Source organism: Thalassospira sp. CA1 (assembly GCF_059052855.1).
Genome location: NZ_JBZCIA010000010.1, coordinates 103,053 through 128,796, shown reverse-complemented (window position 1 = coordinate 128,796; position 25,744 = coordinate 103,053). Strand labels below are relative to the sequence as shown.

Here is a 25,744-nt window from a genome sequence, read left to right as displayed (position 1 = left end):
TCATCTTGCCCCGTTTTTGCTTTCGCGATACTCAATTGGCTATGGCTGATATCTGGTTTTACCATCTCACCAGCATGCCGCTGGAACGGGCCTTGCCCACGCTGCTCTCCAAAACGCTGGAGCGCGAAAAGCGTGCTGTGGTGATGACCGGTGTCGAAGAACGGGTCGAGGCCATCAATACCCTGCTTTGGACCTATGACCCTGCAAGCTGGTTGCCCCACGGATCCAAATCCGACGGCGATGCCGAAATGCAGCCGGTCTGGCTGACGGCCGAGGATGAAAATCCCAACAATGCCCAGTTCCTGTTCCTGACCGACCGCGCCATGAGCGACAAGGTCGGCGATTATGAACGCGTCATCATGCTTTTTGATGATCGCGATCACGATGCGGTGGCCGAGGCCCGCACGCGCTGGAAAGACTGGAAAGACGCCGGGCACAAGCTGTCCTACTGGCAGCAAACCCCGCAAGGGGCGTGGGAGAAAAAGGCCGAAAGCTGAGTGCTTCCGGCCTTTGTCGTTTCACGGTTCCGTTCAGATTTCCTTGATCAATAACACCCAGTTCTGACCATGATTTTCCCAACCTTCCTTGACCATAGGACGTTGGGCACAGGCCACAAAGCCTTGGCGTTGGTAAAGGCGAATGGCGTCGGGATTGCCATCCGATGCGATCAGGCTGACGGTCTTTTTACCGGCATGCCGGGCATTGGCCTCGGCCCGTGCAAGCAATGCCGATCCAATCCCCTGATCGCGGTGGGCCGGAAAGACGGCAAGAACATTGATGTACCAGCTTCCCGGTGCCAGATTTTCAAGCTCAAGGATCGGTACGAATATCGCCGGGATATCCGCCGGGTCAAACGGCTCTGGCTGGTCGGGTTGGGCATAATCGACAAGTGCCGCAACGGTTTCACCATGACGGACCGCAAGGGTGGTGTTGCGATATGAAAAGCCGCCTTCATCACGTTGTGCGCGTCTGCGACCGACATCAAAGGCCGTCTCGCTGCCTTCTGCCATGTCTTGCCACAAATAGACTGGCAAACCTTCACCGGCGATATTGATCAGCTGGGCCATCGCATCGGCATCTGATTTGGTCGCCCTGACAAAGCTCGTGACTTGTCGCGGGTGGCTTGGATGGGCGGCACCCTTATGTGCCGCCCGTTCCAGTACGGGTTCTGCAATCATTGCTCGTATCCTGTTTTTTTTGGGGTTTTCGTGTTTGGTTCTTAGGCGCCTGCTGCCAAAAGGCGCGGCAGGGCATGTTTGGTCATGGCCGCAACATGGCGATGGTCTGTACCGCAACAACCGCCAATCACCGCCAGATTGGGCAACAGATCAACCAGATCGTGATAAAGCTGCCCCAGTTCTTCCGGATCGCCATCATCAAGATGCGTGCTGGCATCAAGTTCGGCGTGGCTTTGGCGCGATGCATTGGCCCGCACACCACAAATGCGCGTTTTCCAGTCACCGCTTTCTTCCAGTCGGTCGCGGAAATGATCCGGGTGGGCGCAATTGATCATGTAATAGGCTGGGTAAGCCCCGGTTTCGGCATCAACCATGGCAATCGCATCACGGATCGTCTCGCCGCTGGGCAGGTTGCCATCGGTTTCAACCGTGAACGAAATGACGCAAGGAATATCAACATCCCGGCAGGCAAGGGCGATGCCGATGGCTTCCTCGGGATAGTTGATGGTCACGACCGACACCATATCGACACCCGCCTTGGCAAAGGTCACGATCTGCGGGGCGTGATAGGCGCGCGCCTGATTGATTGTCATCCGGTCTGACGGCACATACCCGTCACCGCGCGGTCCGATATTGCCGCTGATCAGGCAGGGGGTGGCATCCGAATGATAACGATCACGAAGCTCTGCCATCAGGGCAACGGCCTTGCGGTTGATGGCGGCCAGGTCATCCTCGTCATAGCCGATCCGGGCCCCCCAGTCGCGATTGGCGCGCCATGTCGGGCTTTCAAGGATAAATCCGGCTTGGGCCTGTTTGGCCAGTTCAAGATAACGTTCGTAATAGGCGGTGATACGCGCGCAGCCCGCATCCGTTTTCAAAAGGTCAAAGGATGCAAAATGCGGAAGATCAATCCCGTCATGAAAGATCAGCGTGGTCTCGAGACCACCATCGGTGATGAATTTTGCCTTTCCGTGGTGCGGAAGGGGCAGATTGCCTGTGCTCATGGGTCCAAATTTCAGTTTTGGGTTTCAAAATTTCTACCGCGGGGGTATGTAATCGCGGATCGGAAATCTCGCCCTGATTGAGTTTTGCTTCTAGTAGGCACACGGTCAGGTTTTTCAGATTTTCAAAAACATATTCAAAACAGATACTTATGAGTTGGCCGGTGTTTTTCGGCGCGGCCATGGCGGCCTTTGGCGACGAAAAACTGTACCGGCGGTAGGGTAAGCGAGGGTTGAGATGGAAAAACTGACAATCACCGACACGTTCGGTGGCCCCAAACGCAAGGGCGAACGCACGCGCGAACGCATTCTGGAAATCGCATCGCAGTCGATTTTGGAAAAGGGGTTCGGTGCGACCTCGATCGAGGAAATCATTTGCGAAGCCGGCCTGACCAAAAGCGGGTTTTTCTATCATTTCTCCGACAAGAACGAACTCGCCCGCGCGCTTTTGCAACGCTATATCGAACAGGATGACGAAATCCTCGATCAGGTGTTTGATCGCGCCCGCGAACTGGTCGACGATCCGCTGCATCAGTTGCTGGCAGCCCTTAAAATGCTGGCCGAGGTGCTTGAAGATCTCCCCAATGGCCATCCGGGCTGCATTGTTGCGGTCTATTGCTATCAGGAACGGCTGTTTGACAAGGAAGTTCGCGATCTCAACCGGCATGCGGTCCTGGCCTGGCGCATCCGGTTCCGCGCGATCCTTGATGATATCGCAACCCAGTATCAGACGACCGAGCCAGTCGACCTCGAACAAGTCGCCGACATGATTTCAACCGTGCTTGAAGGCGGGATTGTGATGTCAAAGGCACTCAACGAACCCCGCAAACTCGCCGATCAGGTCATGCTGCTGCGCAGTTTTTTGAAGCTGCTTTTCACCCAGTGATAGCAAGTGCGTTTACCGGCCCCTTGTCGCTAAGGTTTCGGTTGTGTGGTGCCAGAACCCGCAAGGAATTCTGCAAACAGAATTTCGACCAGTGCCTTGGTGACGTCATCCTCGGTGACTTTGCCTGACGCCAATTCATTGATCGCCGGAAAACTGTCAGCAGACAGCTTGAACAATTTCGCCTGAATGTCGGACGCCCGCACTGGCCAATCCAGATCCAGTTGCGCCAATGCCAAAAGCATGGCTTGCGCCATTTTGTTCGCATCACCCGAACTGATGGCGTCTGTCACGTTTTTGAGTTTTCTGGCCTCGGAAACGGCAACATCCAGTGTCGCAAGCAGATCGGCCAGGTCTTTGGCCTGTTGCTGGATTTCTTTGATCGGGTATCCCTTTTCAATGTCGCGTAGCGGCGATACGGCGGTGGAAGTGCCGTAAGTCGAAAGATACTCAATCGCCCCGCCAAGTAACCAGCTTTCCCATTTTTTCCAAGATCCCTTTTTCAAATCGTCGGTCATAGGTTGGGCAATTGCGCCTGCGTGTTTTTTGAAAATTTCGCGCACGGTAAAGGCGGCCGGTCTGGCGGCAACGCGTCGGGCAGCTTTTGTTTCAAGGTCTTTGATTTCCTTGAGAGCTGCTTGATAATCGTCTTGGGCGGTCATGACAAATTTCCTAACCTTGTCAGGAGTGATCAAACATCAACTGCTTTCCACCAGTTGGCGTAGCGGGCATCGTTAAAAGCTGTGGCGCCATCAAAGGGTTTTCGCAGTTCATTGGTGCCACAGTGAATTTCGCCAGCCTGATCGTGGTATTCGACCCAGTCGTCGATAAATACACGTTGTTGCCCGTTGTTCAGTCCATTGATTTGCGCGTCCAGATAGGTCTCAAAAAGATCATAGCCGTTATTGGCATGGGTATTGTCTTCAATCCAGGGGCCAAACGGCTTTGGAATCATCAGGTGCGTATTGCCGACAAACATGTTGACCATATCACCGGTCAGGGCTCCACATCGGAACCCACCGCGGCGACCCGGTTTAACGTTAAACCCACCATCAGTTGTCATGCGGGTCTGATCAATCAGATCCCCGAATACAGCATTTCCCGGAATGCGGACTTCTGGCACGAAAATGACCGGAACACGGATGATATCATTGTCGACAAGATCGAACGCAGCCTTGAGCAAATCAATGTTTCGGTTAATAACGGCTTCCACGCCATCAAGATTCCAGATACGCAGTTGTTCATAAGTGTAAGCACGGTAAACACCGTTGGCATGGTCCTCCCATTCTGTTTTTGCCTGACCATTGCCCAGGAAAGCAGTGATGTCGTCTGAAACATCGGCGTCACTACCAAAGTCCAGACCGTCGTACTGATTGGTGTTGTTGCCTGGTGATTGGGGTGGTCTCGCCAAAAGTATTGCATCGCCGTGCGCATTGAGGTTCTGGTTCAGGATTTCATATGCTTTCGCCGGGCTGGCTACCAAAAGCTTCCATTTCTTGAACTGATCAACCGGCGTGTTGTAAGGCAAAAACGTCATCATTTCATCCACATGCCCGACAGCCAGCCAATCTGTGTCAAGAATGATCGGCGGTTGTATGTTCTGGGCTTGGAAAAAAGCCTGACTGCTGTCATCGACCGTGCTGTAACGATTGTCGCCAAAATAAATCCGGCCATATCGATAATATGTCGTTCCGCCGTTTTGTGTCTTCTTGACCGGTGGCGTTACCGCAATGTTGCCACCTGAGTTGCCATCATTGACACGGTCGGCACTGCCGGCTGCGGGATAGTAAAGCCCGACATCATCGCTGATCAGGGTTTGATAGACCCAGTTTTGTAAAGAACGCCACCGATGGGTCTTCATAAACACATCACGGTTTTTGACGCTATCGTTGGCGTTGCCGGGCCAGACAGTATGCCCGGAAACAAAGGTGTCGCGCAGCCATCGATCGTCGCCCACAACCGGAAGAACACCACCTTCGCCTGCGGCAATGAAATGACCCCAGGCATTGACGTTCAGATATGGCACGTTGGTCTGGACCGCCGTGGTGGGGGCGGCAACCGTGATTGGGTAAGGCGGGTTTTCCGCTGCTGCGGGGGTGGCAAGGTCGCCTTGAAAGCGGGCATTGTTAGCATCGGCAAAATACATTCGTGTGACCGCTTGTCGGTGGTGGTTGCCAATCCAACGGGCGGTGACAATACGGTCAGCAAAGAGGTAACTCGGATTGTTGTTGCCAGAGACCTCGGGCTGGATAACGAACAGATACAAGACCGCTTCGCCCCGACCAAAACCTTCTCCGGAAAATCGAACAGCTTCGATACCAAACTCTTTGGCATTCCCAACGGTCTGGGTCGTAATCGGGGCTTCCTGAACGGTTTCCGGGCCGATGATTTCGGTGCTGTTATTGGCAACGCCGTTAAAGATTCTGAAATGGCGGTTCGCCGGATCATCGCCGATCAGTGTTCTTTCAACCCGCAGCCGGAGCGACCAGTCGCCAGGAAGATTGACATTCGGGCCGAAACTTCTGCGTTGAATTCGAATGCGTGCAACATCGTCGGCAAGGTCGGCATTGCCGTTAATCACTCTGTCCTGATTATCCGTTCTGCCCACGGCTGCATTATTGCCGTCACGGTTACAATTGACGGGGATGATTGCACCGCGACCATCGGGGCCGAAGCTGATGGCATTTGGTGTGATCTGGTTAAGTGCACCGGCATCGTCAAGGTCGCCGTCTCTGTCGCGGTCCGTGTGCAGAGTATAGTAGGTGACAGTCAAGTCGATGGCATTTGTTGCATTGCCATTGATGTTGATATTTTGTTGACTCACCGGGACAAAACCGGTCCCTGAAACGCGGAGACGCCAAACACCGTTTGGAACCACAAAACTGCGCTGCTGAACACGCGCATTTGGCTGAAATGTGAAAGTGTGGTTGCTTTGCCCCTGATTGACACTGCTCAGTGATACACGCACCTGATTGAACGGATAGTCACCCTGTGGGGCCGTAACTCGAACTGTATAAACTGCCATGACGTCCTCAAATCTCTGGATGGGTGACGGTCTGGGAAATGGCTTGTGCCAATGCGACCTGAACCTGAATTCGGGACTCTGTGGCGTTGCGCAGAATTGCCATTCGGTCGTCAACGGTTCCGGCTTCGCTGTCGTTCAAAATGGTCTTTGCCCAGTCCTGATTGGGCAAATCAGTGCCATAAAGAACGCTTGCCGTGATAAAGTCGCTCACACCGCCAGAGGTCTGTGCGCCAAGTGATATGGCCGATTTGCCTGCACTGGTGCACAGATTGGAAAGCTGTACTTGATCGTAATTGCCCGCAGCCGTGGGATATGCCACCTGCAAATAACCCGGCATATTGGCAATGACATCACTCAATGACGGTTCAGGAACAGGCTCGGATGCTGGGTCAGATGCCGGTTTGCTGTCTGAATTCCCGTCTGGTGATGTATCCGGTCGTGTATCGGGTTTGGTGTCAGGCTTAGTATCGGGCTTTGCATCCGGTTTACCGCTGTCACTCTTTGCCAGTCCGGCGACCGCTTTGGCTTCCTGTATGAACAGTGTTGAAACCTCATCAGAAAATCGCTTTTCCGCGCCCAGACGGTTCTTTGCGTAGCCGTCGAATTTCTGTTTGCTGATGATGCTCATCGATTTCAGGCGCTCGGAATCCTGGGCGGCAAAGGCGGTCAGCAGGGATGAAATCTGTGATGCGTTGAAGTTCAGCCGGGATGAAAGCCCCGCTGGGTCCGTGCAGGTGCCATTTGCGATGGCGGTATCTCCCTCGGCCGCCAGTGCCTCGAGCTTGGCTGTCTCGGCAGACATTGTCGCCAATTGCTCCTTGGTGCGCACATCCACCTTATTGCCCATGACTGTGACAAAAGTCGGGTATTGCGCCAGTGTTCGGGCAAGGTCGTTGATCCGGTTGGCAAAGGCCATCTGTTCAATCCCGCATTGATATTGACCCCTGATAGACGGACAGGGTGGGGCTTTGTGATGTCGGGCCATTAAGCACTAAATAAACAAAATTTTTGTGTTATATTTTTGGGAATCATACATGCCATGCGTGAAATGCATGATTTTAGCCATTGAACAATGACACCGGGTCAGATAGACAAGGGGTGTTGAACGCGCCGATTTGCTCCTCAGCTTGCGGGCGCGCTAAAAATGCGGCTAAAGCGAGAGGGCGTATATGCTCCGTATGTACGACCGCCTCGGTAAAGCCGTGGCGGTTTTTTTGTATCTACGGAAAGGTTGGGATCCATGATCCGGCTCTCGAACGTCCAGAAAACTTATGCAGCCCGGCGTGGTAGCGACGAACATGTTGCGCTGCGCGGCATCAATCTTGACATCGCTGCTGGCGAAATCGTCGGCGTTATTGGCCGCTCCGGTGCGGGTAAATCAACCCTGATCCGCTGCATCAACCTGCTTGAAACCCCGACCTCGGGTTCGGTCACGGTTGATGGCACCGATGTCACCACACTTTCCAAACGCGACTTGCCGCTGTTCCGCCGTCAGCTCGGCATGGTGTTTCAGCATTTCAACCTTCTGTCGTCGCGGACCGTGTTCGATAATATCGCTCTGCCGCTTGAACTGGCCGGTGCGACCAAGGCCGAGATCGCCAAGGCGGTTGATCCGCTATTACCGCTCGTCGGGCTCGAAGACAAACGTGATCGTTATCCGGCAGAGTTGTCCGGTGGTCAGAAACAGCGTGTTGGCATTGCGCGTGCGCTGTCGTCCAACCCCAAGGTTCTGCTGTGTGACGAGGTGACCTCGGCGCTTGATCCGGAAACCACCCGTCAGATCCTCACACTTCTCAAGGACATCAACAAACGCCTTGGTCTGACCATGGTGGTGATCACCCACGAAATGGCGGTGGTCAAGGCGCTGTGTGACCGTGTGGCTGTGATGGATGCTGGCGTGATTGTCGAAGAGGGCGCGGTTGACGGCATCTTTGCTGATCCGAAACACGCGACCACCCAATCGCTTCTGGCCGATGAATTCATGGATTTCCGGGCCGGATCGGATGCGAACAGCACCGCCAAAACCAACACAAATACCAGCGGCGTTGCCGCCGGGCAGGAGGGCTAAGTCATGTTTTCTACCCTTGCACCCATTCTGCTGCAGGCGACCGGTGAAACCCTTTACATGGTGGCCGTCTCGCTTTCGATTGCGACCGCCTTTGGCTTGCCGCTTGGTGTGTTACTCGCCACATCTGGCCGGGGGGAGCTGTTTGAAGCCCTTTGGTTCCAGCGCGTTTTTGGTCCGCTGGTCAACGCGACCCGCTCGGTCCCGTTCATCATTCTGGCGGTGGCGATTATTCCGTTTACCCGCTTTGTCGTTGGCACTTCAATTGGCACGTCTGCTGCCATCGTGCCGCTTACTGTGGCGGCCATTCCGTTTATTGCCCGGATCATCGAAGGTGCGATGCGCGAAGTGGATGGTGGCTTGATCGAGGCCGCCCAGGCCATGGGCGCGCGTCCGGTACAGGTCGTGACCAAGGTTCTGTTGCCCGAAGCATTGCCGGGCATCATTCACGGTCTGACCCTGACCGCTGTGACCCTGATTGGTTATTCCGCGATGGTCGGGGCCGTTGGTGCCGGTGGGCTTGGTGATCTTGGCATTCGTTATGGCTATCAGCGTTTCCGCCCGGATGTGATGGCGGCGGTTGTCATCACGCTGATTGTCGTCGTGCAGGTCGTGCAAAGCTTTGGCGACTATCTGGCGCGCAAGGCCGACAAGCGAAACATCTGAGCATCTCATCGAACAAAATCCGAATGTGAGGATCACTCATATTCTTCAAATTCCCGCACAAACCCAAATGAAATCAAGGAGTTTTACAATGCGGTTTTTCCTTAAACTGACGGCGGCTGCCGTTCTGGCATCCGCACTCACCGGTCAGGCACTGGCCAATGACGCGATCAAAATCGGCGTCACCCCGGGTGCGCATGAAGAAGTCATGGAAGAAGTCGTCAAGGTCGCAGCCACCAAGGGCTTGGACATCGAACTGGTCAGCTTCTCGGACTATGTTATCCCGAACCAGGCGCTTGATGATGGCGATCTCGATGCCAACAGCTTCCAGCATGTGCCGTATCTTGATAACCAGATCAAGGATCGCGGGTATGAGCTGTCGGTCGTCGGCTACAACATCCTGACCCCGATGGGCATTTATTCCAACAAGATCAAAAGCCTCGATGAACTGGCTGACGGTGCTGAAGTCGGCATTCCGAACGATCCGACCAATGGCGGTCGTGCGTTGCTGGTCCTGCAGTCCCATGGCCTGATCAAGGTCGATCCGGCAGCGGGTCTTGTGGTCAGCCCGCTTGATATCATCGAAAACCCCAAGAATATCAGCTTTGTAGAGCTTGACGCTGCACAGCTTCCGCGTTCGCTGGATGATCTGGATGCGTCGGCGATCAACACCAACTACGCGCTCGAAGCCGGCCTGAACCCGATCAAGGATTCGATTGCGATCGAAGGCAATGACAGCCCGTATGCCAATGTTATTGTTACCCAAACCGCCCGCAAGGACGAGCCGTGGGTCAAGACGCTGGTTGAAGCCTATCACGATGATGCGGTGCGCAAATTCATCGAAACCAAGTATGAAGGATCGGTTCTGCCGGTATTCAAACTTCCTGAATAATCATCGCGATTATTCAAAATAATTGAAAAGTCCCGCAGGAAACGCATCCTGCGGGACTTTTTTATGTCCGGATCAGACCGCGCCCCAAATCCAATTGTATGAGGATTTGAGTTCGCCCGATTTAGACATCGGCAAACAGGACATGATCGGCGGTCAGATCATCCTTGTCGGTGTCTTCGATGATCACGCCAAATGTCCACGGATCGCCATTGCTGAAATCGACATAGAGATCATCGCCGGTCTGGGTGGTGTGATCGAGGAAGCTGTCGAAATCCGTGATGCCGGAGCGGTCCTGAAGATCGCTTGTCAGAAGCAGGGCATCGGGATGATTGCCAGTTTCATCGCTGTCACCGGTTTCAAACCCGACAACCCGGTCGCGGCTTGAGGCCTCCGCATCGAAAACAAAGGTATCATTGCCGCTATTGCCTTCGAGCCAGTCATTGCCGGCCCCGCCCGACAAAAGGTTGTCGCCGAAAACCGGATCACCAAGGGGACCGGCGCGCAGCGTATCATGCCCATCGCCGCCATAAAGCGAGACGTCATACCATTCACCGGTGAGCGTATCATTTCCGGCTTCGCCATGGATGTTTTCGCCGACAATGACGTCATCGCCGTCACGGCCATAGATCGTATCCATTCCGCGATTGCCGACAAGACGGTTGTCGCCTTCATCGCCGATGATCAGGTCGCTTTGATTGCTGCCATCGACATTTTCGATGTTGATGAAATGATCGCCGGTGCGGCCCGTGCCGGTTGCAAGATTGATGACCGGTTGCGGGCCATATTCGCCATAAGGCGCATCATTGCCCCATCCGGCGATATAGCTGATGGTGTCAATCCCGTCACCGCCATCAAAGATATTGGTGCGGTCCTCGGAAAAGTCGGTGCTGGCCGCGGCATAGAAGGTGTCATCGCCGCCCTGTCCCTGCATGACGTCACCGTCATCGGTGCGGTTGTAGACCTGATAAAAGGCGTTTTTGCCGTCATCGCCAATCAGCACATCGCCATAGGTCGTATCGCGGATATCCTCGATATTGCTATAGCGGTCGCCTTCGGCATCGCCGCCCAACCCGATGCCGGTCGTGAGATTGACGTAAACGCCTTGATCTGAGGGGGCTTGCGTGAAGCCGAAGGTGATTTCATCGCGACCGGGGCCGCCATCAATCACATCAGCACCCGATCCGCCATTGAGTTTGTCATTGCCCGACCCGCCAAACAGCGTATCGTTTCCGGCACTGCCATTGATGTCGTCATGTCCGGCACCGCCATCAAGCGTGTCATCACCAAACCCCAGCTCAAACAGGTGATCGTTGCCGCCAAGCGCGCGGACATAATCGTCGCCCTCGCGTCCATATATCCTGTCGTCCTGTTCTGTTCCGATAATCGTGTCATTGCCGTCGGTTCCATAGATGTTGTCAACCATGACCATCTCCTGCGTGGAATGCCTTTACCCCGGCAATCCAAGGTTGCGGCGGAATTTTGGCGACTTGATGACTGGTTGCCAACGGGCTTGTTCCGTGGGGAAGTGCTACGCAAATGGCAGAAACAACACAGGCCCGCAATCATGTATTGCGGGCCTGTATGTTGATCAGATTGAGGCGAGGGTGTCAGGCGACCATCGCGTCGTATTCTTCCTGCTTGTCGAGCCATTTCTGTTCGACCATGGCGAGTTCGTTTTCGATCTGGCCGAGTTCCTTTTGGATGTCGGCGAGTTTTTGGGCGTTGGCGTCTTCGTAGAGCGACGGGTCATGGATTATCGGGGTTTGTGCTGATCAATGGCAGCATGCGTCCGCTGTTTTGTGGTCTTCATACTGATCGTGCAGCTTCACCCAATCCATCGTGCCGTTTTCGTTGCGGCCAAAGGGCGTGAGATCAAGAAAGGCATGCGCCCCGATCAGCGGATCGCCCCCACGGCTGTAGGATGAATAGGTGTGGAAAATCTCGTTGGTGTCGGGATCGCGGTAAAACACGCTGATGCCGTGCAAGTCTTCCATCTTGCCGCGATAGGGCGCGAAATTGTATGTCGCCTTGCCCGCTTCGACATCATCGGGGCGGAAGGAGGCATCAAAATCGTAATTGAAATCGCTGCCATGCGAGGACACCCACGGGAAATGCCAGTTCATCCGTTTCTTGAAGGGCAGGAATTCCGCCAGCGGGGCACGCGAGACCACCATCAGGGTCACGTCATGATGACGCAGATGCAGATTGGCTCCGTCAAAATGATCGGCAAGGAAGGAACAGCCGTCACAGCCTTCTTGCCAGCCGGGGCCGAACATGAAGTGATAAACGATCATTTGACTGCGACCGTCAAACAGATCGCCGAGCGACTTTTTGCCGGTGGGCGTGTCAAATTCATACTCCTTGTCGACCTTGACCCAAGGCAAGGCACGGCGTTCTTCACACAGACGGTCCCACGCACGCATATGGTCTTTTTCACGTTTCAGGTGCGCCTTGCGGGCTTCGAGCCATTCTGCGCGGGAGACGATTTGGGGACGGGTCATATCGGTTCTCCTTTTCCGTCGGGGGGGGGGAATGTTTCCCGTGTGTCGGGCACCGCCGAGATTGACGCAGTGCCCGTGCCTCGTGTTTTTAGTCGACGCGACCAGCCGCACAGGCCGCCGGTTGCAGGGCAGGGTCGATTTCCGTATCGCCATCCGGGGTGTCATTGGAATCGGCGTCAGATCCTGCATCGGTCTCTGCCTTGGCATTGCGCAAGACGATGACGGTGCCAATCGCAGACAAAACCATCAGAAGCGCACAGATGATTGAAATCACCTGCAAGCCGTCGGAGAAGGCTGTGCGGGCCTGTAACAAGACGTCGCCGGCCAAGCCGGACCGGGCGTCAGCCAGCGCATGGACGGCACCACCCAGCGTACTGCGGAGCGCATCAATCGCCCCGGCTGTGAGATTGGCGGGGAGGTCGGTATCAAGCATGGCTTTGCGATACATCGCCGTGCCGACACTGCCCAGAACGGCAATACCCAATGCCCCGCCCAGTTCGGCACTGGTTTCGGACATGGCCGCAGCCGATCCGGTCCGGTCGGTCGGGGCGGCCGTGATCACCATATCGGTACAGATCATTGCAACCGGTGTGATCCCCAGTGAAAAGATTGCAGCCCCGGTGGCAAGAATATAAAGACTGCCGACCGCGCCAGGCAGGGACAGCAGGCCAAACCCGAACGCGGTCAGGACAAGTGCGCCCGTCATGACCGAGCCGGGGCGAAACCGGCCCAGCAAAACCGGGGCCCCGAGCGATCCGACAATGCCTGAAACGGTGGCGGGCAGCATGGCCATGCCGGCCTGAACTGGCGTCAGGCCGATGACCAGTTGCAGGGACTGGGACAGGAACATGAAATAGGCCATCCCGACAAAGATCGCGGCCGTCTGAATGACAATCGGGACCGAAATCGTGCGCCGGTACAAAAGGCCAAGATCAAGCAGCGGGTCGTCGAGTTTGCGCTGACGGCGGATGAACACCCACATGCCAAGAAGGCCAAGCGCGACGGCGGCGAATGCTTCGGTGCCAACGCCATAGGCGGCCATAACCTTTACGCCGTAAATGATTGCAAGGATCGAGGTGAGCGAAAGTGCAGCACTTGGCAGGTCGATCCGCCCGAATTTTTCCGCCCTGTGTTCGGGCAGAAGGACGGGTGCAGCAAGCAATAGCAGCACCATCACCGGCACATTAAGCAGGAAGACCGCCCCCCACCAGAAATAGCTTAGCACCAGCCCGCCGAGCAACGGACCGGCCGCCGTGCCAACCATGAAGGTTGTCATCCATGCGGCAATGGCAAAGGAGCGTTCCTTTTCATTAAAAAACATGTTGCGGATCAGCGACAGCGTAGAGGGCATCAACGTTGCCCCGGCAACACCCAGAACCCCGCGCGCGAAAATCAGCATTTCCGATGTATTGGCAAAGGCGGCCAAAACCGATGCCGCCCCGAAACAGGCAGCCCCGATCATCAGAAGCTTGCGCCGCCCGATGCGGTCGCCAAGCGTGCCCATGGTGATCAGCGATCCGGCAATGAAAAAGCCATAGATATCAACAATCCACAGCAACTGGTCACTGGTCGGGTTGAGGCTTGCGGTCAAATGGGGCACGGCAAGATGCAGGACGGTCATGTCCATGGCAATCAAAAGGCAGGGCAAGGCCAAAACCAGAAGGCCGATCCATTCGCGGTGGGTCGCCTTGGTGTCGGTGCCTTGCGCGGCAGTTTCGAGGTGGCTTGGGGCGCTCATGTCTTGTTCCTGTGTTTCCTTGGTGGTGGCGTATGGGGGCCGCCTTGTATTTTATTGTGTGTTGTTTTGCGGTGCTGTCTGGATGCCCGCCCCCCCGCCTTCGTGACGGCAGGCTTTGCGGGCATGACGGAACCGTGGGTGTTCTTTATGCTCGTCACTCCCGCGCAGGCGGGAGTCTATGGTGCAGCGGTGGTACTGCTGTGTCCATTCACGGCAATGCTCGGGCCTCAACCGTGATTGAGGTCAAGGGCTTTATGAGGCCGCCGCGAAGAGGGTTTCGAGTTTGTCCAGTGCGCTGTTCCAGCCGCCATTGTGACCGTCGCGGGCGGCCTCGTCGGCGAATTGTTCGTGATGCAGGACAAGGATGGTGGCCTTGCCGTTATCGTCCGGCGCAAGGGTCAGTGTGACGTGCGATTTGCGTTCTGGCATGGTGATCCATTGCCAGCTAAAGGACAGCTTTTGGTTAATTTCAACCGCGTCATAGGTGCCGCTGACATCGTGAATTTCACCATCCGGTCCGGGTTCCTTGAAGCGGATGCGAAACGTGCCGCCGACGCGGGCATCAATGGTGGCGTCCAGCGTCTGGCAGTCATGCGGTCCCCACCATTGCGCAAGTTTTTGCGGATCGGTCCAGGCGGCAAAGACCATTGCGGGCGGGGCGGCAATACGTCGCCGGATGGTCAGACTTGGTTTTTCGTCTTGCGGGGATGTTTGCTTTCGCGGGGGCTGTTGCGGTTGCGGTTGCATTACCGGTCCTCCTGATCCTGCGGGGCGGCGGGATGTGTCGATGTCTCGTTTTGTGCCGCGTTCTCGACAAAGGCGGCCAGCCGATCAAGCCGATCCGTCCAGAACCGTTCATAGCGCTTCAACCATTCCATGGCGTGCGCCATCTTTTCGGGTTGAAGCCGGACGCGCACCGTGCGCCCGGTTTTTTGCCGGGCAATCAGCCCGGCCCCGGACAAGACATTGAGATGCTTCATCACCGCTGGCAATGACACATCAAACGGCTCTGCCAGTTCGCTGACCGAAAGCGCGTCTTCGTCTTGCTCCAGCCGGGCAAGGAGGGCCCGGCGCGTCGGATCGGCGAGGGCGGCAAAAATGTCGTTCAGTTCGGCTTCTTGATACTTAACCATGAGGTTAAGTATTGAGGAAAAAATCGACTGAGTCAATCATGGGTTGTTTGCGGCGGGATAAAAACATATCGCTCCTGACAAGCTGGTGTCAGGAGCAGTGTGGGACCCAGGTTTTTCAGGCAGGCGGGAAGGGCCTATGCCGCAACAGGAGAGGTGACCGGGCGGGCGCGTTCGATCCGCTCGCGGCGATCAGGGATATTGTTGGCTTCCCAAAGATCATTGCGGGTCTGGGTGTTGATCCAGAATTCCGCACTGTTGCCAAAAACACGCGCCAGAATAAGGGCGGTATCAACGGTGACCCGGCGACGGTTGTTGCACAGTTCGTTGACATGTTTGCGCGGAACGCCCATGGCCTCGGCCAAGGCAGTCTGTGTCAATTCCATCGGTTCCATGAACTCGGTGACGAGCATTTCACCAACGCTGACGGGTTTTCTTGCTGTCATGATCATGGCGGGGGGCCTCATCGGTAACTGTGATTGTCGAGATAAAGATCAGTTGCTTCGCCTTTGGCGTCATCCCATCGAAATATCAGCCGCCATTGGCGATTGATTCGGATGGAATGATAGCCGGTCAGTTTGCCCTGCAAGGCTTCGAAGTGGTTACTGGGTGGTATGCGTAAATCGCTGCTGCATGTGGCATCGTCAATCAACTGCAATTTTCGGAACAATCGGGCATTGATATCGGCGGGAATTTTCTTTCCTGCCTGGTCAAGGACGAAAAAGTCTTCAAGCCACCTGTCGCGAAAAGATCCAATCACACGGCTATGCTCCATCAAATTTGAGGTATTGTACCGCTCAATGGGACAATAATCAAGTTATTGTCATTTCATCAATGCGTCGCGTTTGGAGGTTTATGGCCGACAATGGTTGAGACTAGGCGCATAATTCACGAAATCCTTATGCTCCTATTTCGCCGATCAAGCTTTTCGAGGCCAGTTTTGACTGCATGAGGTTTGGTGCTGTTGTTCAACCGCTCAAATACATAAGGGCATGACGGGAAGAGGGGACAGTCCCCGTTTCCGCGGTTATCATTTCAGCGAGAGGTAAGTGGTTGCCGTGTAATCTGGATTATGCCGCATCTTCTGTCGAGTTTAACTCAAGTAAATCTTCAGCGGTTATGATTAACGGATGTCTCTTGGTCTTACGGGTCATTTTTCTCGATGAGACCTTTGCCAGCTTTTGGATATCTGTTTTTGCTCCAATCGCCTCTCGGTTGCCAACAAGCTCTGTCGTGATGCTTGTAAGAATAGCCCTAGCGGATGGCGTTATCCTTACCCAAAGAGAGCCAAGGTCTTCTGAGTATTTGGGGTTAGTTTTGACGGAGGATTCTGCTGATGAGAAAACTGAAAACTCAACATCAATCCCGTCCTCGGGATGGCATACTCGAACAGAGTTGTGGACGAGTTCGAATATGTTATCGGTGATTTCAGGTGCTGTGCCCATTTGTTCTCCGCCATTTCCGATGTTTATACTCTTATCATATACGTTTTTTGCGCTTGAATAAAGGTTGCGGACCTTTTCTCAAGTTTCACGGCTGAAAGGGCAGAAAAGAAGGGCAGAAAAGGAGACAGTCCCTTTTCCCGATAATACGATTGTCGTTTTTGGGGACCGCATGGATGGATTTCCGCCTGCGCGGAAATGACGAAGAAAAAGTTGGGAGAGCGGCGTTTTTTGGGCGAGATCCCCGCTTTCGCGGGGATGACGGTTTTTGAGGGAGAGAGGGGCGTGCTTGAGAGGGCGGTGGTGGCTTACGCCACCATCGCGTCGTATTCTTCCTGCTTGTCGAGCCATTTCTGTTCGACCATGGCGAGTTCGTTTTCGATCTGGCCGAGTTCCTTTTGGATGTCCGCCAGTTTCTGGGCGTTGGCGTCTTCGTAGAGGGTCGGGTCGGCCATTTTTTCTTCGATGCCGGCTTTGCGTTCGGAAAGCTTTTCCATCTGCTTTTCGAGCTTTTCGACTTCGCGTTTGATCGGGGCCGCGACTTTGCGTTTTTCAGCCGCCTGCTGGCGTTCGGCCTTGCGGTCGCGTTTGGCGGGTTTGCCGTTGCCGTTACCGTCTTCGCCGCCGTTCTTGTTGGCACGGCGTTCCATGCGCGCACGATCGAGAAGATACTGGCGGTATTCGGCAACGTCGCCGTCAAACGATGTGACCGTGCCGTCCGCCACCAGAACCAGACGATCCGCACAGGCTTCGATCAGATAAGGATCGTGGCTGATGATGATGACGGCACCCTCATAGGCGTTGAGCGCGTGGTTAAGCGCATCGCGGCTGTCGATATCAAGGTGGTTGGTCGGCTCGTCGAGGATGAGCATATGCGGGGCATCAAGCGTCATCAGCGCAAACAGCAAACGCGCCTTTTCACCACCCGAGAGGTCCTTGACCTTGGTGTCGCCCTTCGCCCCTTCGAAGGCAAAGCGGCCGAGTTGGGCGCGGACCTTGTGTTCGATGACATCGGGCATCAGGGATGCCATATGCTGATAGGGCGTTTCATCGCCGCGCAGCTCGTCGGTCTGGTGCTGGGCAAAATAGCCGATGCGCAGTTTGTTTGAGGAATGCTTTTCACCCGACATCAGCTGCAAGCGATCGGCCAGAAGCTTTGCCAGGGTCGATTTACCGTTACCATTGGCACCCAGAAGGGCAATGCGGTCATCCATATCAATGCGCAGGCTGATATTGCGCAGGATCGGTTTGCCTTCTTCGTAGCCGACATCGCCATCATGGATGTTGATCAGCGGCGGTGGCAGTTCCTTGGGGCTTGGGAAGTCAAAGGAAATGCCGCGATCCTCGACCACCGGGATGGCCGGGCCCATTTTTTCAAGCATTTTGACACGGCTTTGCGCCTGCTTGGCCTTGCTGGCCTTGGCACGGAAGCGGTCGATGAAGGATTGCAGATGCTTTTGCTGGGCGATCTGCTTTTCGTAATGTTTGGAGGCCAGTTCCATCTGTTCGCGGCGCGTCTTGGCGAATTTATCGTAGTTGCCGCCATAAAGGGTCACGGTGCCGTCATGCAGATGGGCAATCGATTTGACCACCCGGTTCAAGAGATCGCGATCGTGACTGATCAGGATGATCGTGCCGGGATAGTTGATCAGATAGTTTTCAAGCCAGATGGTGGCTTCGAGATCAAGGTGGTTGGTCGGCTCGTCAAGCAACAGCAGATCCGGGCGCAGGAAAAGGGTGGCCGCCAAGGCCACACGCATGCGCCAGCCACCCGAGAAATCATCACAGGGGCGTTGTTGCGCATCGCCGTCAAAACCAAGGCCGGACAAAATGGCGGCAGCACGCGCCTCGGCGGTATGAGCTTCGATATCGGCCAGGCGTGTATGGACCTCGGCAATGCGGTGCGGGTCGGTGGTGGTTTCGGCCTCTGCCAGCAAATCGGCGCGTTCGGTATCGGCCGCCAGCACGGTTTCAAGAAGCGACCGCGAACCTGCCGGGGCTTCTTGCGATACCACACCCATGCGGGCCCGTTTGGAGAGGACAATATCGCCGCCATCGCCGGGCAGGTCGCCCGAGATCAGTTTGAGAAGGGTCGATTTCCCCGCACCATTGCGCCCGATCAGGCCGACCTTGTGGCCATCCGGGATGGTCAGCGATACCCGGTCAAGAATGACACGTCCGCCAATGCGATAGGTGAGGTCGGTAATTTGCAGCATTTTCGGTTGGTCTCTTGAACTGGTTTGCGGGCGCTTTGGGCGCAGTTTAGGGGGAATCGCAAGGATTTCTGTGCTTTCAATAGGGCAGGAGCGTGTTTGACGCAAGGATTCTTCAAATTGTCATGGCCGGTGTGATTTCGATGACAGATCCGGGCAAAACCGGCGTTAAATCGCAGTTTCATGCCTTTTGGGGGCGTTTTGCAGGCGAAACGGGTGAATGCAACGGCTGCAGGTCTGGTTTGCAGCGGTAGAACTATGTGTTGCGTTGCGATCCAACCCCGTTTATATAGCGCCAACCTTCGGGTCTGTGGATGATAAGGGCGGTCTTTGGTGCCGCCTTTATCTTCCGCAGGCCCTTTGTACTCGGGGGGCTTCTTGGGGGCCCTCTTTGGGGGTAACGAATTTTTACAAAGCTTAGGTGAAACCAATGGCTGTCGAACGCACTCTTTCGATCATCAAGCCGGACGCAACGCGCCGCAACCTGACTGGCAAAATCAATGCCGTCATCGAAGAAGCTGGCCTGCGCATTGTCGCACAGAAGCGCGTCGCTTTGACCCGCGCTCAGGCTGAAGGTTTCTATGCAGTTCACAAAGAACGTTCGTTCTTTGGCGAGCTGGTAGACTTCATGGTCTCTGGCCCGGTTGTTGTCCAGGTTCTCGAAGGCGAAGATGCCGTCGTTAAGTACCGCGAAGTAATGGGCGCAACCAACCCGGCAAATGCCGAGGAAGGCACCATCCGCAAACAGTTTGCAGAATCCATCGAAGCGAACTCGGTCCACGGTTCGGACTCGCTCGAAAACGCTGCAATCGAAATTGCATATTTCTTCGCTCAGACCGAAATCGTCGGCTAAGCCAAGAATACCGAATTACCGGTTTTTCCGGCATGAAACGCCCCGCAAGTTGCGGGGCGTTTTTTGTTTTACGGTAATGTTTGGTGATTGTGCGAAACGCGATGGATCATTGGCGCACATCATCTAGGAAGGTATCGACCGACTGGCGCAGCGCGTTTGACCCAGAGGCGAGTTCGTGGGCGGCCTTGGCCAGTTCGGATGCGCGTGCACGGTTTTGCTCGGCCGCGGACTGAATGCTGTCAGACTGATCGGACGCCTTGCTGGTTGCGTCCGAGGCATCAAGGACGCGGGCGGCAATTTCGGCGGTGGCGACACCCTGTTGTTCGATGGCAGCGGCAATTGATGATGCGATTTCACTCATATCGGAAATAACGGTAGTGATGCCCTTGATGGCATCGACCGATTGTTTGGTGGCATCCTGAATACCGGTGATCTGTGATCCGATTTCATCGGTGGCCTTGCCGGTTTGATTGGCGAGGTTCTTGACCTCGGATGCGACAACGGCAAAGCCCTTGCCAGCGTCGCCTGCGCGGGCCGCCTCAATCGTGGCATTAAGGGCCAGCAGGTTGGTCTGTTCGGCAATATCGGAAATAAGCCCAAGTACCTCTCCGATCTTGGCGGCAGATACGGCCAAACCTTCGACCAGCTGGTTGGTGTGTTCGGCCTGGGAAACTGCACTGCCGGAAATCTCAAGCGAGCGGTCGACCTGGGCACGAATTTCATTGATCGAGGCACTGAGTTCTTCAGCCGCCGATGCAACGGTTTGGACGTTACGGTTGGCCTCCGACGATGCCTGATTGACGTCGTTTGCCATGGCGGCGTTGATATCCGCGGTTTCGTTGAGATTGTCGGAGGTATCCTTGACGGTGCCGACCGATCCGGTCACAGAGCCAAGAATGCGGCTGATTTCACCATCGAATTTCTTGATCGATGCGAGGCGGGCGGTATTGGCGGCATCAAGGGCCTTTTGTTCCTGCTCCTTTTCGGCGGTCATTTTGTCAGAGGCAATCATATTGTCCTTGAAAACCTGAACGGAGCGGGCCATGTCGCCGATTTCGGTTTGGGCACGGACATAGGGGATGTCGACATTGATGTCGCGCCCGGCCAGTTTGCCCATGTCATCGGCAAGACGCGTGATCGGATAGACAATCCCGCGGCGTGCACCGATGGTAAACAGGATGGCCAGAACAAAGCCGACAATGGTGACTGTGATCATCGTGGCTTCGGACAGGGTGATTTGCCTTTCCATGCCCGACAGGCCGGCATCCATGTCGTCATGAACGATTTCTTCAGCCGCGTCGGCAAGGCTTATGAAACGTTCGAAGCTGGCATCAAATTCGACATCGGCCTCGGCATCAGCACTCAGATTGGCAAGGGTATTGTCCGCGCGCGTCTTGGCGGTGTTGGCAAGTGCGTTGATATCATTGGCAAGCTTGGTGGTCTGATCGGACAGCACCGGGATATTGATCGCGGTGATGCGGTTGCGGGCTTCGGTGAAGTTTTCGGCAACCCCGTCATAGGTCAGTTCGGGATCACCACTCAGAAGTTCTTCGAGAAACAGGTGGCCGTTGGCCAGACGATAGCGGGCCTCGCCAACGTTTTCGATGGCGGCAAGGGCGGCAGGATCAGTACCTTGGCGGAGCGGCGGGAGGAGCTTACCAAGGTCGGTTTGCAGGTTTTCATAGAGACTGTCGAATTGCTGATCTGCACCGGTGCCGACACCTTCCTGAGAGGCTATGCGGGCATAGCGGCGTTCGCTGACCGCGATCAGGGTATCAAGGGCGACAAGCACCTCTTCGATCTGGGCGCGGACAGCGGGACTTTGGGAGGCGACAAAGGTTCCTTCGTCATTGGTGCCGCCTTCAAGGATCGCAGTGGCGTACCAGCGCGATTCATCGAGAAGGGCCCAGACCTCGTTAATGTCTTCGGAGGTATCACCGCCCATGATTTCTTCAAGCAGCAAATGGGCGTTGGTGGCGGTGAGCTTGATTTCCATCGCGGCATCGCCCAGCGGCGCAAGATCGACCGCGATGGTTTTGCTTTCAGATGACAGCAGTTTGGTGAACACAATGCCCGCAACACCGGTAAGCGTGGTGACGAGTGCCATTGTGATGAAGGCCATCATCAATCTTGTGCTGATGCGAAAACGGTCGAGCATAGATTCCACCCCAGACGTTTTTTGAGCGGTTCCAATTTGGTGGCGCGTTAGGTCTTGAGGTTGGGCCGGGGGGCGTTCTTTTCAATGTTTTGCGGTGAAAACATAGAAAAGCTGCCCGTTTGCGGCGTGCAAAGCGGGCAGCTCAATTACGGCATAAAAGGGAATTGAGGCGAGTTTAGTCGATCAGGAATGCGGCCATCAGCAGCAGGAGAACCCCGATCGAGATCACGCTCCAGAGCATGAATTTTGTCCAGTGGTGCCAGCCTTCCTCGTGGTGGTGCACCAGGCCTTCGTCGTAATCGCTTCCTTGCATTGTTTCCTCCCTGTTGTTGGGACCATTGTTTGGTTTGCTGTTATCACGCAAGACAACAAGGTGATGGTAGCGCAAATCAACTCAAGGGTGAATTGCTTTGATGTTGTTGACTGTTTTCATCTGTTCAACCGGATGGACAAGGTGGTGTTGCGTGTGGCAGTATTTGCGCATGGAAAACGTTTTGACCCAGAAATCGGTACGAATTTTTACCGCCTCTCATAGAGTGGCGGGGTAGCGACGTTTTGACCAAATGAGACCCACCCGCCGGCGAGGCGGGTTTTTTTTGTGGCTGTCTCCCGGCCAGACCAGCGATGTGCAATCCGGGAGATGACAATGACCAAGCCCCTATCAGCGTTACAACCAGCCGAGCGATCCTTGATGCCGCAAGACGGCACCAAGGTCGGAACCCTTCATTTGCTGTGTGGCAAGATTGCTGCGGGTAAATCAACCCTTGCCGCCGAACTGGCGCGCAAGCCCGGCACGGTTCTGATTGCCGAGGATGAATGGCTCTCGACGCTTTTTGGTGATCAGATGTGCTCGGTTGCGGATTATGTCCGGCTATCGGACAAATTGCGCAGCGTGATGGGGCCGCATGTGGCGATGGTGCTGCGCGCGGGTGTTTCGGTGGTGCTGGATTTTCCGGCCAATACAGTTGGCCTCAGGCGCTGGATGCGGGGCATCCTTGACGATGCCGGGGCCGATCATGTTTTACATTATCTTGATATGCAGGACGCGGTGTGCATCAACCGTCTTCGGGTGCGCAACCGGGCCGGAACCCATCAGTTCGCAGCCAGTGACGCGCAATTCCATCAGATCAATGCGGCCTTTGTCCCGCCAAGCGCGGAGGAAGGGTTTAATATTGTGCGCTATGAGACAGATACGCTTTGAGCATAAAAAAAGCTGCCGGAAAACGGCAGCTTTTAGTTTTTCGCAACAGGCAAATCACAGAAGGAAAATTGCCATCAACACCAGCAGGGCAATGATCGAGAGGGTGCCCCATTTCACGAAGTTGGTGTAGCCGTGATAGATGCTGACATGGGTTTCAGTCAGTTCGTAATCGTTACCCTGCAAATTTGCCTCCTTGGATTGGATATTTTGGGATTGTTCAAATGTATATCCACGAAGTTGATGCAGTGCAAGATGCAGATTAACCATAGATGTTAGACATTTGACCGACTTCACACCTGTTGTGGTTCACCTTTGATCCCAAGGGGTTACTGGATGCTCGATTTGCAACCATAGGGCAGGAAGGTACCCGAAAGCCCGTGGCTCATCATCGCGAACGACATCTTGTTGGCATAGTCGAGTTCCGTCTTGGATTTCGGGCAGGCATAGGCGCGGCCGGCACAGCCATTTTCGATATAGTCTTCTTCGGCCTTGGCAAATTCGGGGCTGAGTGCGCCGCGCGGAATTTCATCAAGCATTTCATCCCGGGTTTCCTGATAGACAGCGCATTTTTGCGCCCGCCAGGATTTTTCACCTGTTTGCATATCGGCCTTGTAGGAATCCAGTTCCGGATCGGAATCGGCCAGTGCAGGACTGGTGAGTGCAGGACTGGCGAGCATGGCCAAAAGGGCGAGAGGGATGATCAGTCCTAAGAGCTTGCGCATCATGATATCGGTTTTCCGTGGCGGTGGTGGCATTTGGTAAGCCCATAACAGCATCAGAATGCGCAAAGATTATGACCCCGGTTTGCGGATCTGGCAGCAGGCCAAGAAAAAGGCGGGGCACATGATTATGCCCCGCCCTTTATGCGTTCAGAAACCTGCGCAGCCAGCGCCAAAGGTTCTTTCATCCGGGCTCGAGCGCCGGGTTGATTTCGGCAAAGTCGGCCTTGGGCGCGTCGGCCACCGTCACAATGCCCTTGGCGTCAACCGAAACCCGGCCTTCGGCGATCCAGCGGATGACCTGCGGGTAGATGCGGTGTTCCTGTTTGAGGATACGCTGGGCCAGTTTGCCAGCATCATCGCCCGGCAGGACCGGAACCACGGCCTGGGCGATGATCGGGCCGCTATCGACTTCGGGGACGACGTAATGCACGGTGCAGCCAGCGAATTTCACCCCGGCATCCAGGGCGGCCTGATGCACGCCAAGACCCTTGAAGCTTGGCAGAAGCGACGGGTGGATGTTGATCAGTTTGTCTTTCCAGCGGGTGACAAAGCTTTCACTCACCAGACGCAGGTAACCGGCCAGAACGACAAGGTCGGCACCACTTTCTTCGATCAGGGTGCTGACGGCATTGTCATAGGCTTCGCGTCCGCCGGGATAACCCTTGTGCGAGATGGCCTCCGACCGGATGCCCGCACGACGGCCGCGTTCAAGCCCGCCCGCATCAAGCTGGTTGGAAAAGACCAGCACGATTTCGGCCGGGTAGTCGGGCGTCTTGCAGGCATCGATGATGGCTTGCAGGTTGGACCCGCCGCCTGAAATCAGAACGGCGAGCTTCAACTTGTTTACTTTTCCCATGAAGGGCCCATGTTTTTGATCACGACCTGCGGGCCATCGCCAGCACGCGGGCCGATGACACCGATCTGGCTGACGGTTTCGCCGTGCTCGCGCAGGATGGCTTCGGCCTCATCGGCCTTGTCGGCCGGAACAACGACGCACATGCCAATGCCGCAGTTAAAGGTACGTGCCATTTCGGTCGCCGGAATGCCGCCCTGTTTGGCGAGCCATTTAAATACCGGAAGATATTCCCAGGTGCTGGCATCAAACACAGCGGTCAGGTTTTCGGGCAGAACGCGCGGAACGTTTTCGGTCAGGCCACCACCGGTGATGTGGGCAAGCGCCTTGACCAGACCGGCCTTGTGCGCGGCCAGGCAGCTTTTGACATAAACCTTGGTCGGTTCAAGCAGGGCTTCGCCAACGGTTTTGCCCGGTGCGAACGGGGCTTCGTCGCCGTAGCCAAGGCCCGCCATATCGACAACCTTGCGCACCAGCGAATAGCCGTTGGAATGAACGCCGCTTGAGGCGAGGCCAAGGATAACGTCGCCCTCGGCCACGTTGGAACCATCAAGCAGTTCGCCGCGTTCGGCCGCACCGACCGCAAAACCGGCCAGATCATATTCGCCGTCGGCATACATGCCGGGCATTTCGGCGGTTTCGCCACCGATCAGCGCACAACCCGCCTGTTTGCAGCCCTCGGCAATGCCGCCAACGACACTTGCGGCGTTATCGACCGAAAGCTTGCCGGTTGCGAAGTAATCGAGGAACAGAAGCGGTTCTGCGCCCTGAACGACGAGGTCATTAACACTCATGGCGACAAGGTCGATGCCGACCGTGTCATGCTTGTCGGCCAAAAAGGCGACTTTGAGCTTGGTGCCGACACCATCGGTGCAGGATACCAGAACCGGGTCGTTATATCCGGCAGCCTTCAGATCAAAAAGGGCGCCAAAGCCGCCAAGACCACCGGCAACACCGGAACGGGTTGTTGCTTTTGCAAGCGGTTTGATTCGTTCGACAAGGTCATTCCCGGCATCGATATCGACACCGGAGTCCTTATAGGTAAGGCCGTTAGAGGTGGTCATTTCGGGGTCCCTGGCATCAAACATGCATGAATAAAAGGCGGCAAAACCGCGTTTTTCATCAGCACGTATAGACGTCCAATCGACGGGCACCTGTCGTATTGCGGTCCGGGTCGCAGGGAACCTGCTGTTTGACCAATCCGCCTTACTGACGCCTTTAATCAG

The 25,744-nt window shown here is 55.4% G+C and carries 27 protein-coding genes and 1 pseudogene; 8 read left to right on the top strand and 20 right to left on the bottom strand.

The genetic code is table 11. The features are described 5' to 3' along the window. The first annotated feature begins 41 nt into the window (after window positions 1-41). Window positions 42-497, top strand: a complete 456-nt coding sequence (locus AC5Q5A_RS16260; protein WP_493895920.1) for a DNA polymerase III subunit chi — start codon at window positions 42-44, stop codon at window positions 495-497. A 33-nt stretch (window positions 498-530) separates the two neighbouring features. Here the strand turns inward: AC5Q5A_RS16260 and AC5Q5A_RS16255 are convergent, their stop codons facing one another. Further along, complete coding sequence (locus AC5Q5A_RS16255) at window positions 531-1,178, bottom strand: GNAT family N-acetyltransferase (RefSeq protein ID WP_493895919.1); 648 nt, start codon at window positions 1,176-1,178, stop codon at window positions 531-533. Window positions 1,179-1,219: 41 nt separating this feature from the next. Continuing rightward, complete coding sequence (locus tag AC5Q5A_RS16250) at window positions 1,220-2,182, bottom strand: homocysteine S-methyltransferase family protein (RefSeq protein ID WP_493895918.1); 963 nt, start codon at window positions 2,180-2,182, stop codon at window positions 1,220-1,222. Between the two features lie 235 nt (window positions 2,183-2,417). Here AC5Q5A_RS16250 and AC5Q5A_RS16245 point away from each other — a divergent pair, with 235 nt between their 5' ends. Continuing rightward, on the top strand, window positions 2,418-3,065 hold the full coding sequence (locus AC5Q5A_RS16245; protein ID WP_493895917.1) for a TetR/AcrR family transcriptional regulator: 648 nt from the start codon (window positions 2,418-2,420) through the stop codon (window positions 3,063-3,065). A gap of 29 nt (window positions 3,066-3,094) precedes the next feature. On the opposite strand, the gene AC5Q5A_RS16240 is transcribed toward AC5Q5A_RS16245, so the two are convergent. The 3 genes from AC5Q5A_RS16240 to AC5Q5A_RS16230 all read right to left on the bottom strand — a co-directional run bounded on the left by AC5Q5A_RS16240 (window position 3,095) and on the right by AC5Q5A_RS16230 (window position 7,003). Further along, window positions 3,095-3,724 (bottom strand): hypothetical protein, encoded by a 630-nt coding sequence (locus AC5Q5A_RS16240; RefSeq protein ID WP_493895916.1) that lies wholly within the window; start codon window positions 3,722-3,724, stop codon window positions 3,095-3,097. 29 nt (window positions 3,725-3,753) lie between these two features. Then, complete coding sequence (locus AC5Q5A_RS16235; protein ID WP_493895915.1) at window positions 3,754-5,940, bottom strand: protein-arginine deiminase family protein; 2,187 nt, start codon at window positions 5,938-5,940, stop codon at window positions 3,754-3,756. Window positions 5,941-6,094: 154 nt separating this feature from the next. Next, window positions 6,095-7,003 carry a hypothetical protein gene (locus AC5Q5A_RS16230; RefSeq protein WP_493895914.1) on the bottom strand — a complete coding sequence of 303 codons (909 nt, stop codon included), beginning with the start codon at window positions 7,001-7,003 and terminating at the stop codon, window positions 6,095-6,097. Between the two features lie 324 nt (window positions 7,004-7,327). Here AC5Q5A_RS16230 and AC5Q5A_RS16225 point away from each other — a divergent pair. The 3 genes and pseudogenes from AC5Q5A_RS16225 to AC5Q5A_RS16215 all read left to right on the top strand — a co-directional run. Then, window positions 7,328-8,056 (top strand): annotated as a pseudogene (locus tag AC5Q5A_RS16225) (methionine ABC transporter ATP-binding protein); the annotation flags it as partial. Between the two features lie 102 nt (window positions 8,057-8,158). Beyond that, window positions 8,159-8,818 (top strand): methionine ABC transporter permease, encoded by a 660-nt coding sequence (locus AC5Q5A_RS16220; RefSeq protein WP_210516613.1) that lies wholly within the window; start codon window positions 8,159-8,161, stop codon window positions 8,816-8,818. Window positions 8,819-8,906: 88 nt separating this feature from the next. Next, the gene (locus AC5Q5A_RS16215; protein WP_296990674.1) at window positions 8,907-9,707 is read left to right on the top strand and encodes a MetQ/NlpA family ABC transporter substrate-binding protein; all 801 of its coding nucleotides are present in this window, start codon (window positions 8,907-8,909) and stop codon (window positions 9,705-9,707) included. A 121-nt stretch (window positions 9,708-9,828) separates the two neighbouring features. Here the strand turns inward: AC5Q5A_RS16215 and AC5Q5A_RS16210 are convergent, their stop codons facing one another. Further along, window positions 9,829-11,130, bottom strand: a complete 1,302-nt coding sequence (locus AC5Q5A_RS16210) for a calcium-binding protein (protein ID WP_493895913.1) — start codon at window positions 11,128-11,130, stop codon at window positions 9,829-9,831. 181 nt (window positions 11,131-11,311) lie between these two features. On the opposite strand from AC5Q5A_RS16210, the gene AC5Q5A_RS16205 reads away from it, so the two are divergent. Further along, window positions 11,312-11,479: a hypothetical protein gene (locus tag AC5Q5A_RS16205; RefSeq protein WP_493895912.1), complete on the top strand. Its 168-nt coding sequence runs from the start codon at window positions 11,312-11,314 to the stop codon at window positions 11,477-11,479. Here AC5Q5A_RS16205 and AC5Q5A_RS16200 read toward each other — a convergent pair whose 3' ends face one another. From AC5Q5A_RS16200 to AC5Q5A_RS16165, 8 genes are all read right to left on the bottom strand, one after another. Beyond that, on the bottom strand, window positions 11,480-12,208 hold the full coding sequence (locus AC5Q5A_RS16200) for a DUF899 domain-containing protein (RefSeq protein WP_493895911.1): 729 nt from the start codon (window positions 12,206-12,208) through the stop codon (window positions 11,480-11,482). A gap of 88 nt (window positions 12,209-12,296) precedes the next feature. Then, window positions 12,297-13,946 (bottom strand): MFS transporter, encoded by a 1,650-nt coding sequence (locus tag AC5Q5A_RS16195; protein WP_493895910.1) that lies wholly within the window; start codon window positions 13,944-13,946, stop codon window positions 12,297-12,299. 252 nt (window positions 13,947-14,198) lie between these two features. Continuing rightward, on the bottom strand, window positions 14,199-14,693 hold the full coding sequence (locus AC5Q5A_RS16190) for an SRPBCC family protein (RefSeq protein WP_493895909.1): 495 nt from the start codon (window positions 14,691-14,693) through the stop codon (window positions 14,199-14,201). Further along, window positions 14,693-15,079, bottom strand: a complete 387-nt coding sequence (locus AC5Q5A_RS16185) for an ArsR/SmtB family transcription factor (RefSeq protein ID WP_493895908.1) — start codon at window positions 15,077-15,079, stop codon at window positions 14,693-14,695. The genes AC5Q5A_RS16190 and AC5Q5A_RS16185 overlap by 1 nt, the downstream gene beginning before the upstream one ends. A 134-nt stretch (window positions 15,080-15,213) precedes the next feature. Beyond that, window positions 15,214-15,528, bottom strand: coding sequence for a HigA family addiction module antitoxin (locus tag AC5Q5A_RS16180; RefSeq protein ID WP_493895907.1), 315 nt, complete (start codon window positions 15,526-15,528; stop codon window positions 15,214-15,216). A gap of 11 nt (window positions 15,529-15,539) precedes the next feature. Further along, complete coding sequence (locus AC5Q5A_RS16175) at window positions 15,540-15,836, bottom strand: type II toxin-antitoxin system RelE/ParE family toxin (RefSeq protein WP_493895906.1); 297 nt, start codon at window positions 15,834-15,836, stop codon at window positions 15,540-15,542. A 310-nt stretch (window positions 15,837-16,146) separates the two neighbouring features. Further along, window positions 16,147-16,521, bottom strand: coding sequence for a hypothetical protein (locus tag AC5Q5A_RS16170; RefSeq protein ID WP_493895905.1), 375 nt, complete (start codon window positions 16,519-16,521; stop codon window positions 16,147-16,149). Between the two features lie 305 nt (window positions 16,522-16,826). After that, window positions 16,827-18,734, bottom strand: a complete 1,908-nt coding sequence (locus AC5Q5A_RS16165; protein ID WP_493895904.1) for an ABC-F family ATP-binding cassette domain-containing protein — start codon at window positions 18,732-18,734, stop codon at window positions 16,827-16,829. Between the two features lie 427 nt (window positions 18,735-19,161). Between AC5Q5A_RS16165 and ndk the strand changes: the two genes are divergently transcribed. Further along, on the top strand, window positions 19,162-19,584 hold the full coding sequence (gene ndk / locus AC5Q5A_RS16160; RefSeq protein WP_008891250.1) for a nucleoside-diphosphate kinase: 423 nt from the start codon (window positions 19,162-19,164) through the stop codon (window positions 19,582-19,584). Between the two features lie 106 nt (window positions 19,585-19,690). Here the strand turns inward: ndk and AC5Q5A_RS16155 are convergent, their stop codons facing one another. Continuing rightward, window positions 19,691-21,742: a methyl-accepting chemotaxis protein gene (locus AC5Q5A_RS16155; protein WP_493895903.1), complete on the bottom strand. Its 2,052-nt coding sequence runs from the start codon at window positions 21,740-21,742 to the stop codon at window positions 19,691-19,693. Window positions 21,743-21,917: 175 nt separating this feature from the next. Continuing rightward, complete coding sequence (locus AC5Q5A_RS16150) at window positions 21,918-22,055, bottom strand: aa3-type cytochrome c oxidase subunit IV (RefSeq protein ID WP_114129841.1); 138 nt, start codon at window positions 22,053-22,055, stop codon at window positions 21,918-21,920. Between the two features lie 333 nt (window positions 22,056-22,388). Between AC5Q5A_RS16150 and AC5Q5A_RS16145 the strand changes: the two genes are divergently transcribed. Then, window positions 22,389-22,943: a P-loop nucleotide/nucleoside kinase family protein gene (locus tag AC5Q5A_RS16145; protein WP_493895902.1), complete on the top strand. Its 555-nt coding sequence runs from the start codon at window positions 22,389-22,391 to the stop codon at window positions 22,941-22,943. A gap of 54 nt (window positions 22,944-22,997) precedes the next feature. Here the strand turns inward: AC5Q5A_RS16145 and AC5Q5A_RS16140 are convergent, their stop codons facing one another. The 4 genes from AC5Q5A_RS16140 to purM form a co-directional block, all read right to left on the bottom strand. After that, window positions 22,998-23,126, bottom strand: coding sequence for an aa3-type cytochrome c oxidase subunit IV (locus tag AC5Q5A_RS16140; protein ID WP_493895901.1), 129 nt, complete (start codon window positions 23,124-23,126; stop codon window positions 22,998-23,000). A gap of 143 nt (window positions 23,127-23,269) precedes the next feature. Beyond that, window positions 23,270-23,668, bottom strand: coding sequence for a hypothetical protein (locus AC5Q5A_RS16135; RefSeq protein ID WP_493895900.1), 399 nt, complete (start codon window positions 23,666-23,668; stop codon window positions 23,270-23,272). A 178-nt stretch (window positions 23,669-23,846) separates the two neighbouring features. Continuing rightward, a complete protein-coding gene (gene purN / locus AC5Q5A_RS16130) occupies window positions 23,847-24,521 on the bottom strand; it encodes a phosphoribosylglycinamide formyltransferase (protein ID WP_493895899.1) in 675 nt (224 codons plus the stop codon). Further along, window positions 24,509-25,582: a phosphoribosylformylglycinamidine cyclo-ligase gene (gene purM, locus AC5Q5A_RS16125; protein ID WP_493895898.1), complete on the bottom strand. Its 1,074-nt coding sequence runs from the start codon at window positions 25,580-25,582 to the stop codon at window positions 24,509-24,511. The genes purN and purM overlap by 13 nt, the downstream gene beginning before the upstream one ends. Window positions 25,583-25,744 lie beyond the last annotated feature (162 nt).

Excerpts from the sequence above, each read along its gene's own strand:
- AC5Q5A_RS16260 (WP_493895920.1), top strand. The coding sequence starts at position 42 with ATGGCTGATATCTGGTTTTACCATCTCACCAGCATGCCGCTGGAACGG.
- AC5Q5A_RS16255 (WP_493895919.1), bottom strand. The coding sequence starts at position 1,178 with ATGATTGCAGAACCCGTACTGGAACGGGCGGCACATAAGGGTGCCGCC.
- AC5Q5A_RS16250 (WP_493895918.1), bottom strand. The coding sequence starts at position 2,182 with ATGAGCACAGGCAATCTGCCCCTTCCGCACCACGGAAAGGCAAAATTC.
- AC5Q5A_RS16245 (WP_493895917.1), top strand. The coding sequence starts at position 2,418 with ATGGAAAAACTGACAATCACCGACACGTTCGGTGGCCCCAAACGCAAG.
- AC5Q5A_RS16240 (WP_493895916.1), bottom strand. The coding sequence starts at position 3,724 with ATGACCGCCCAAGACGATTATCAAGCAGCTCTCAAGGAAATCAAAGAC.
- AC5Q5A_RS16230 (WP_493895914.1), bottom strand. The coding sequence starts at position 7,003 with ATGGCCTTTGCCAACCGGATCAACGACCTTGCCCGAACACTGGCGCAA.
- AC5Q5A_RS16220 (WP_210516613.1), top strand. The coding sequence starts at position 8,159 with ATGTTTTCTACCCTTGCACCCATTCTGCTGCAGGCGACCGGTGAAACC.
- AC5Q5A_RS16215 (WP_296990674.1), top strand. The coding sequence starts at position 8,907 with ATGCGGTTTTTCCTTAAACTGACGGCGGCTGCCGTTCTGGCATCCGCA.
- AC5Q5A_RS16210 (WP_493895913.1), bottom strand. The coding sequence starts at position 11,130 with ATGGTTGACAACATCTATGGAACCGACGGCAATGACACGATTATCGGA.
- AC5Q5A_RS16200 (WP_493895911.1), bottom strand. The coding sequence starts at position 12,208 with ATGACCCGTCCCCAAATCGTCTCCCGCGCAGAATGGCTCGAAGCCCGC.
- AC5Q5A_RS16195 (WP_493895910.1), bottom strand. The coding sequence starts at position 13,946 with ATGAGCGCCCCAAGCCACCTCGAAACTGCCGCGCAAGGCACCGACACC.
- AC5Q5A_RS16190 (WP_493895909.1), bottom strand. The coding sequence starts at position 14,693 with ATGCAACCGCAACCGCAACAGCCCCCGCGAAAGCAAACATCCCCGCAA.
- AC5Q5A_RS16185 (WP_493895908.1), bottom strand. The coding sequence starts at position 15,079 with ATGGTTAAGTATCAAGAAGCCGAACTGAACGACATTTTTGCCGCCCTC.
- AC5Q5A_RS16180 (WP_493895907.1), bottom strand. The coding sequence starts at position 15,528 with ATGATCATGACAGCAAGAAAACCCGTCAGCGTTGGTGAAATGCTCGTC.
- AC5Q5A_RS16170 (WP_493895905.1), bottom strand. The coding sequence starts at position 16,521 with ATGGGCACAGCACCTGAAATCACCGATAACATATTCGAACTCGTCCAC.
- AC5Q5A_RS16165 (WP_493895904.1), bottom strand. The coding sequence starts at position 18,734 with ATGCTGCAAATTACCGACCTCACCTATCGCATTGGCGGACGTGTCATT.
- ndk (WP_008891250.1), top strand. The coding sequence starts at position 19,162 with ATGGCTGTCGAACGCACTCTTTCGATCATCAAGCCGGACGCAACGCGC.
- AC5Q5A_RS16155 (WP_493895903.1), bottom strand. The coding sequence starts at position 21,742 with ATGCTCGACCGTTTTCGCATCAGCACAAGATTGATGATGGCCTTCATC.
- AC5Q5A_RS16150 (WP_114129841.1), bottom strand. The coding sequence starts at position 22,055 with ATGCAAGGAAGCGATTACGACGAAGGCCTGGTGCACCACCACGAGGAA.
- AC5Q5A_RS16145 (WP_493895902.1), top strand. The coding sequence starts at position 22,389 with ATGACCAAGCCCCTATCAGCGTTACAACCAGCCGAGCGATCCTTGATG.
- AC5Q5A_RS16135 (WP_493895900.1), bottom strand. The coding sequence starts at position 23,668 with ATGATGCGCAAGCTCTTAGGACTGATCATCCCTCTCGCCCTTTTGGCC.
- purN (WP_493895899.1), bottom strand. The coding sequence starts at position 24,521 with ATGGGAAAAGTAAACAAGTTGAAGCTCGCCGTTCTGATTTCAGGCGGC.
- purM (WP_493895898.1), bottom strand. The coding sequence starts at position 25,582 with ATGACCACCTCTAACGGCCTTACCTATAAGGACTCCGGTGTCGATATC.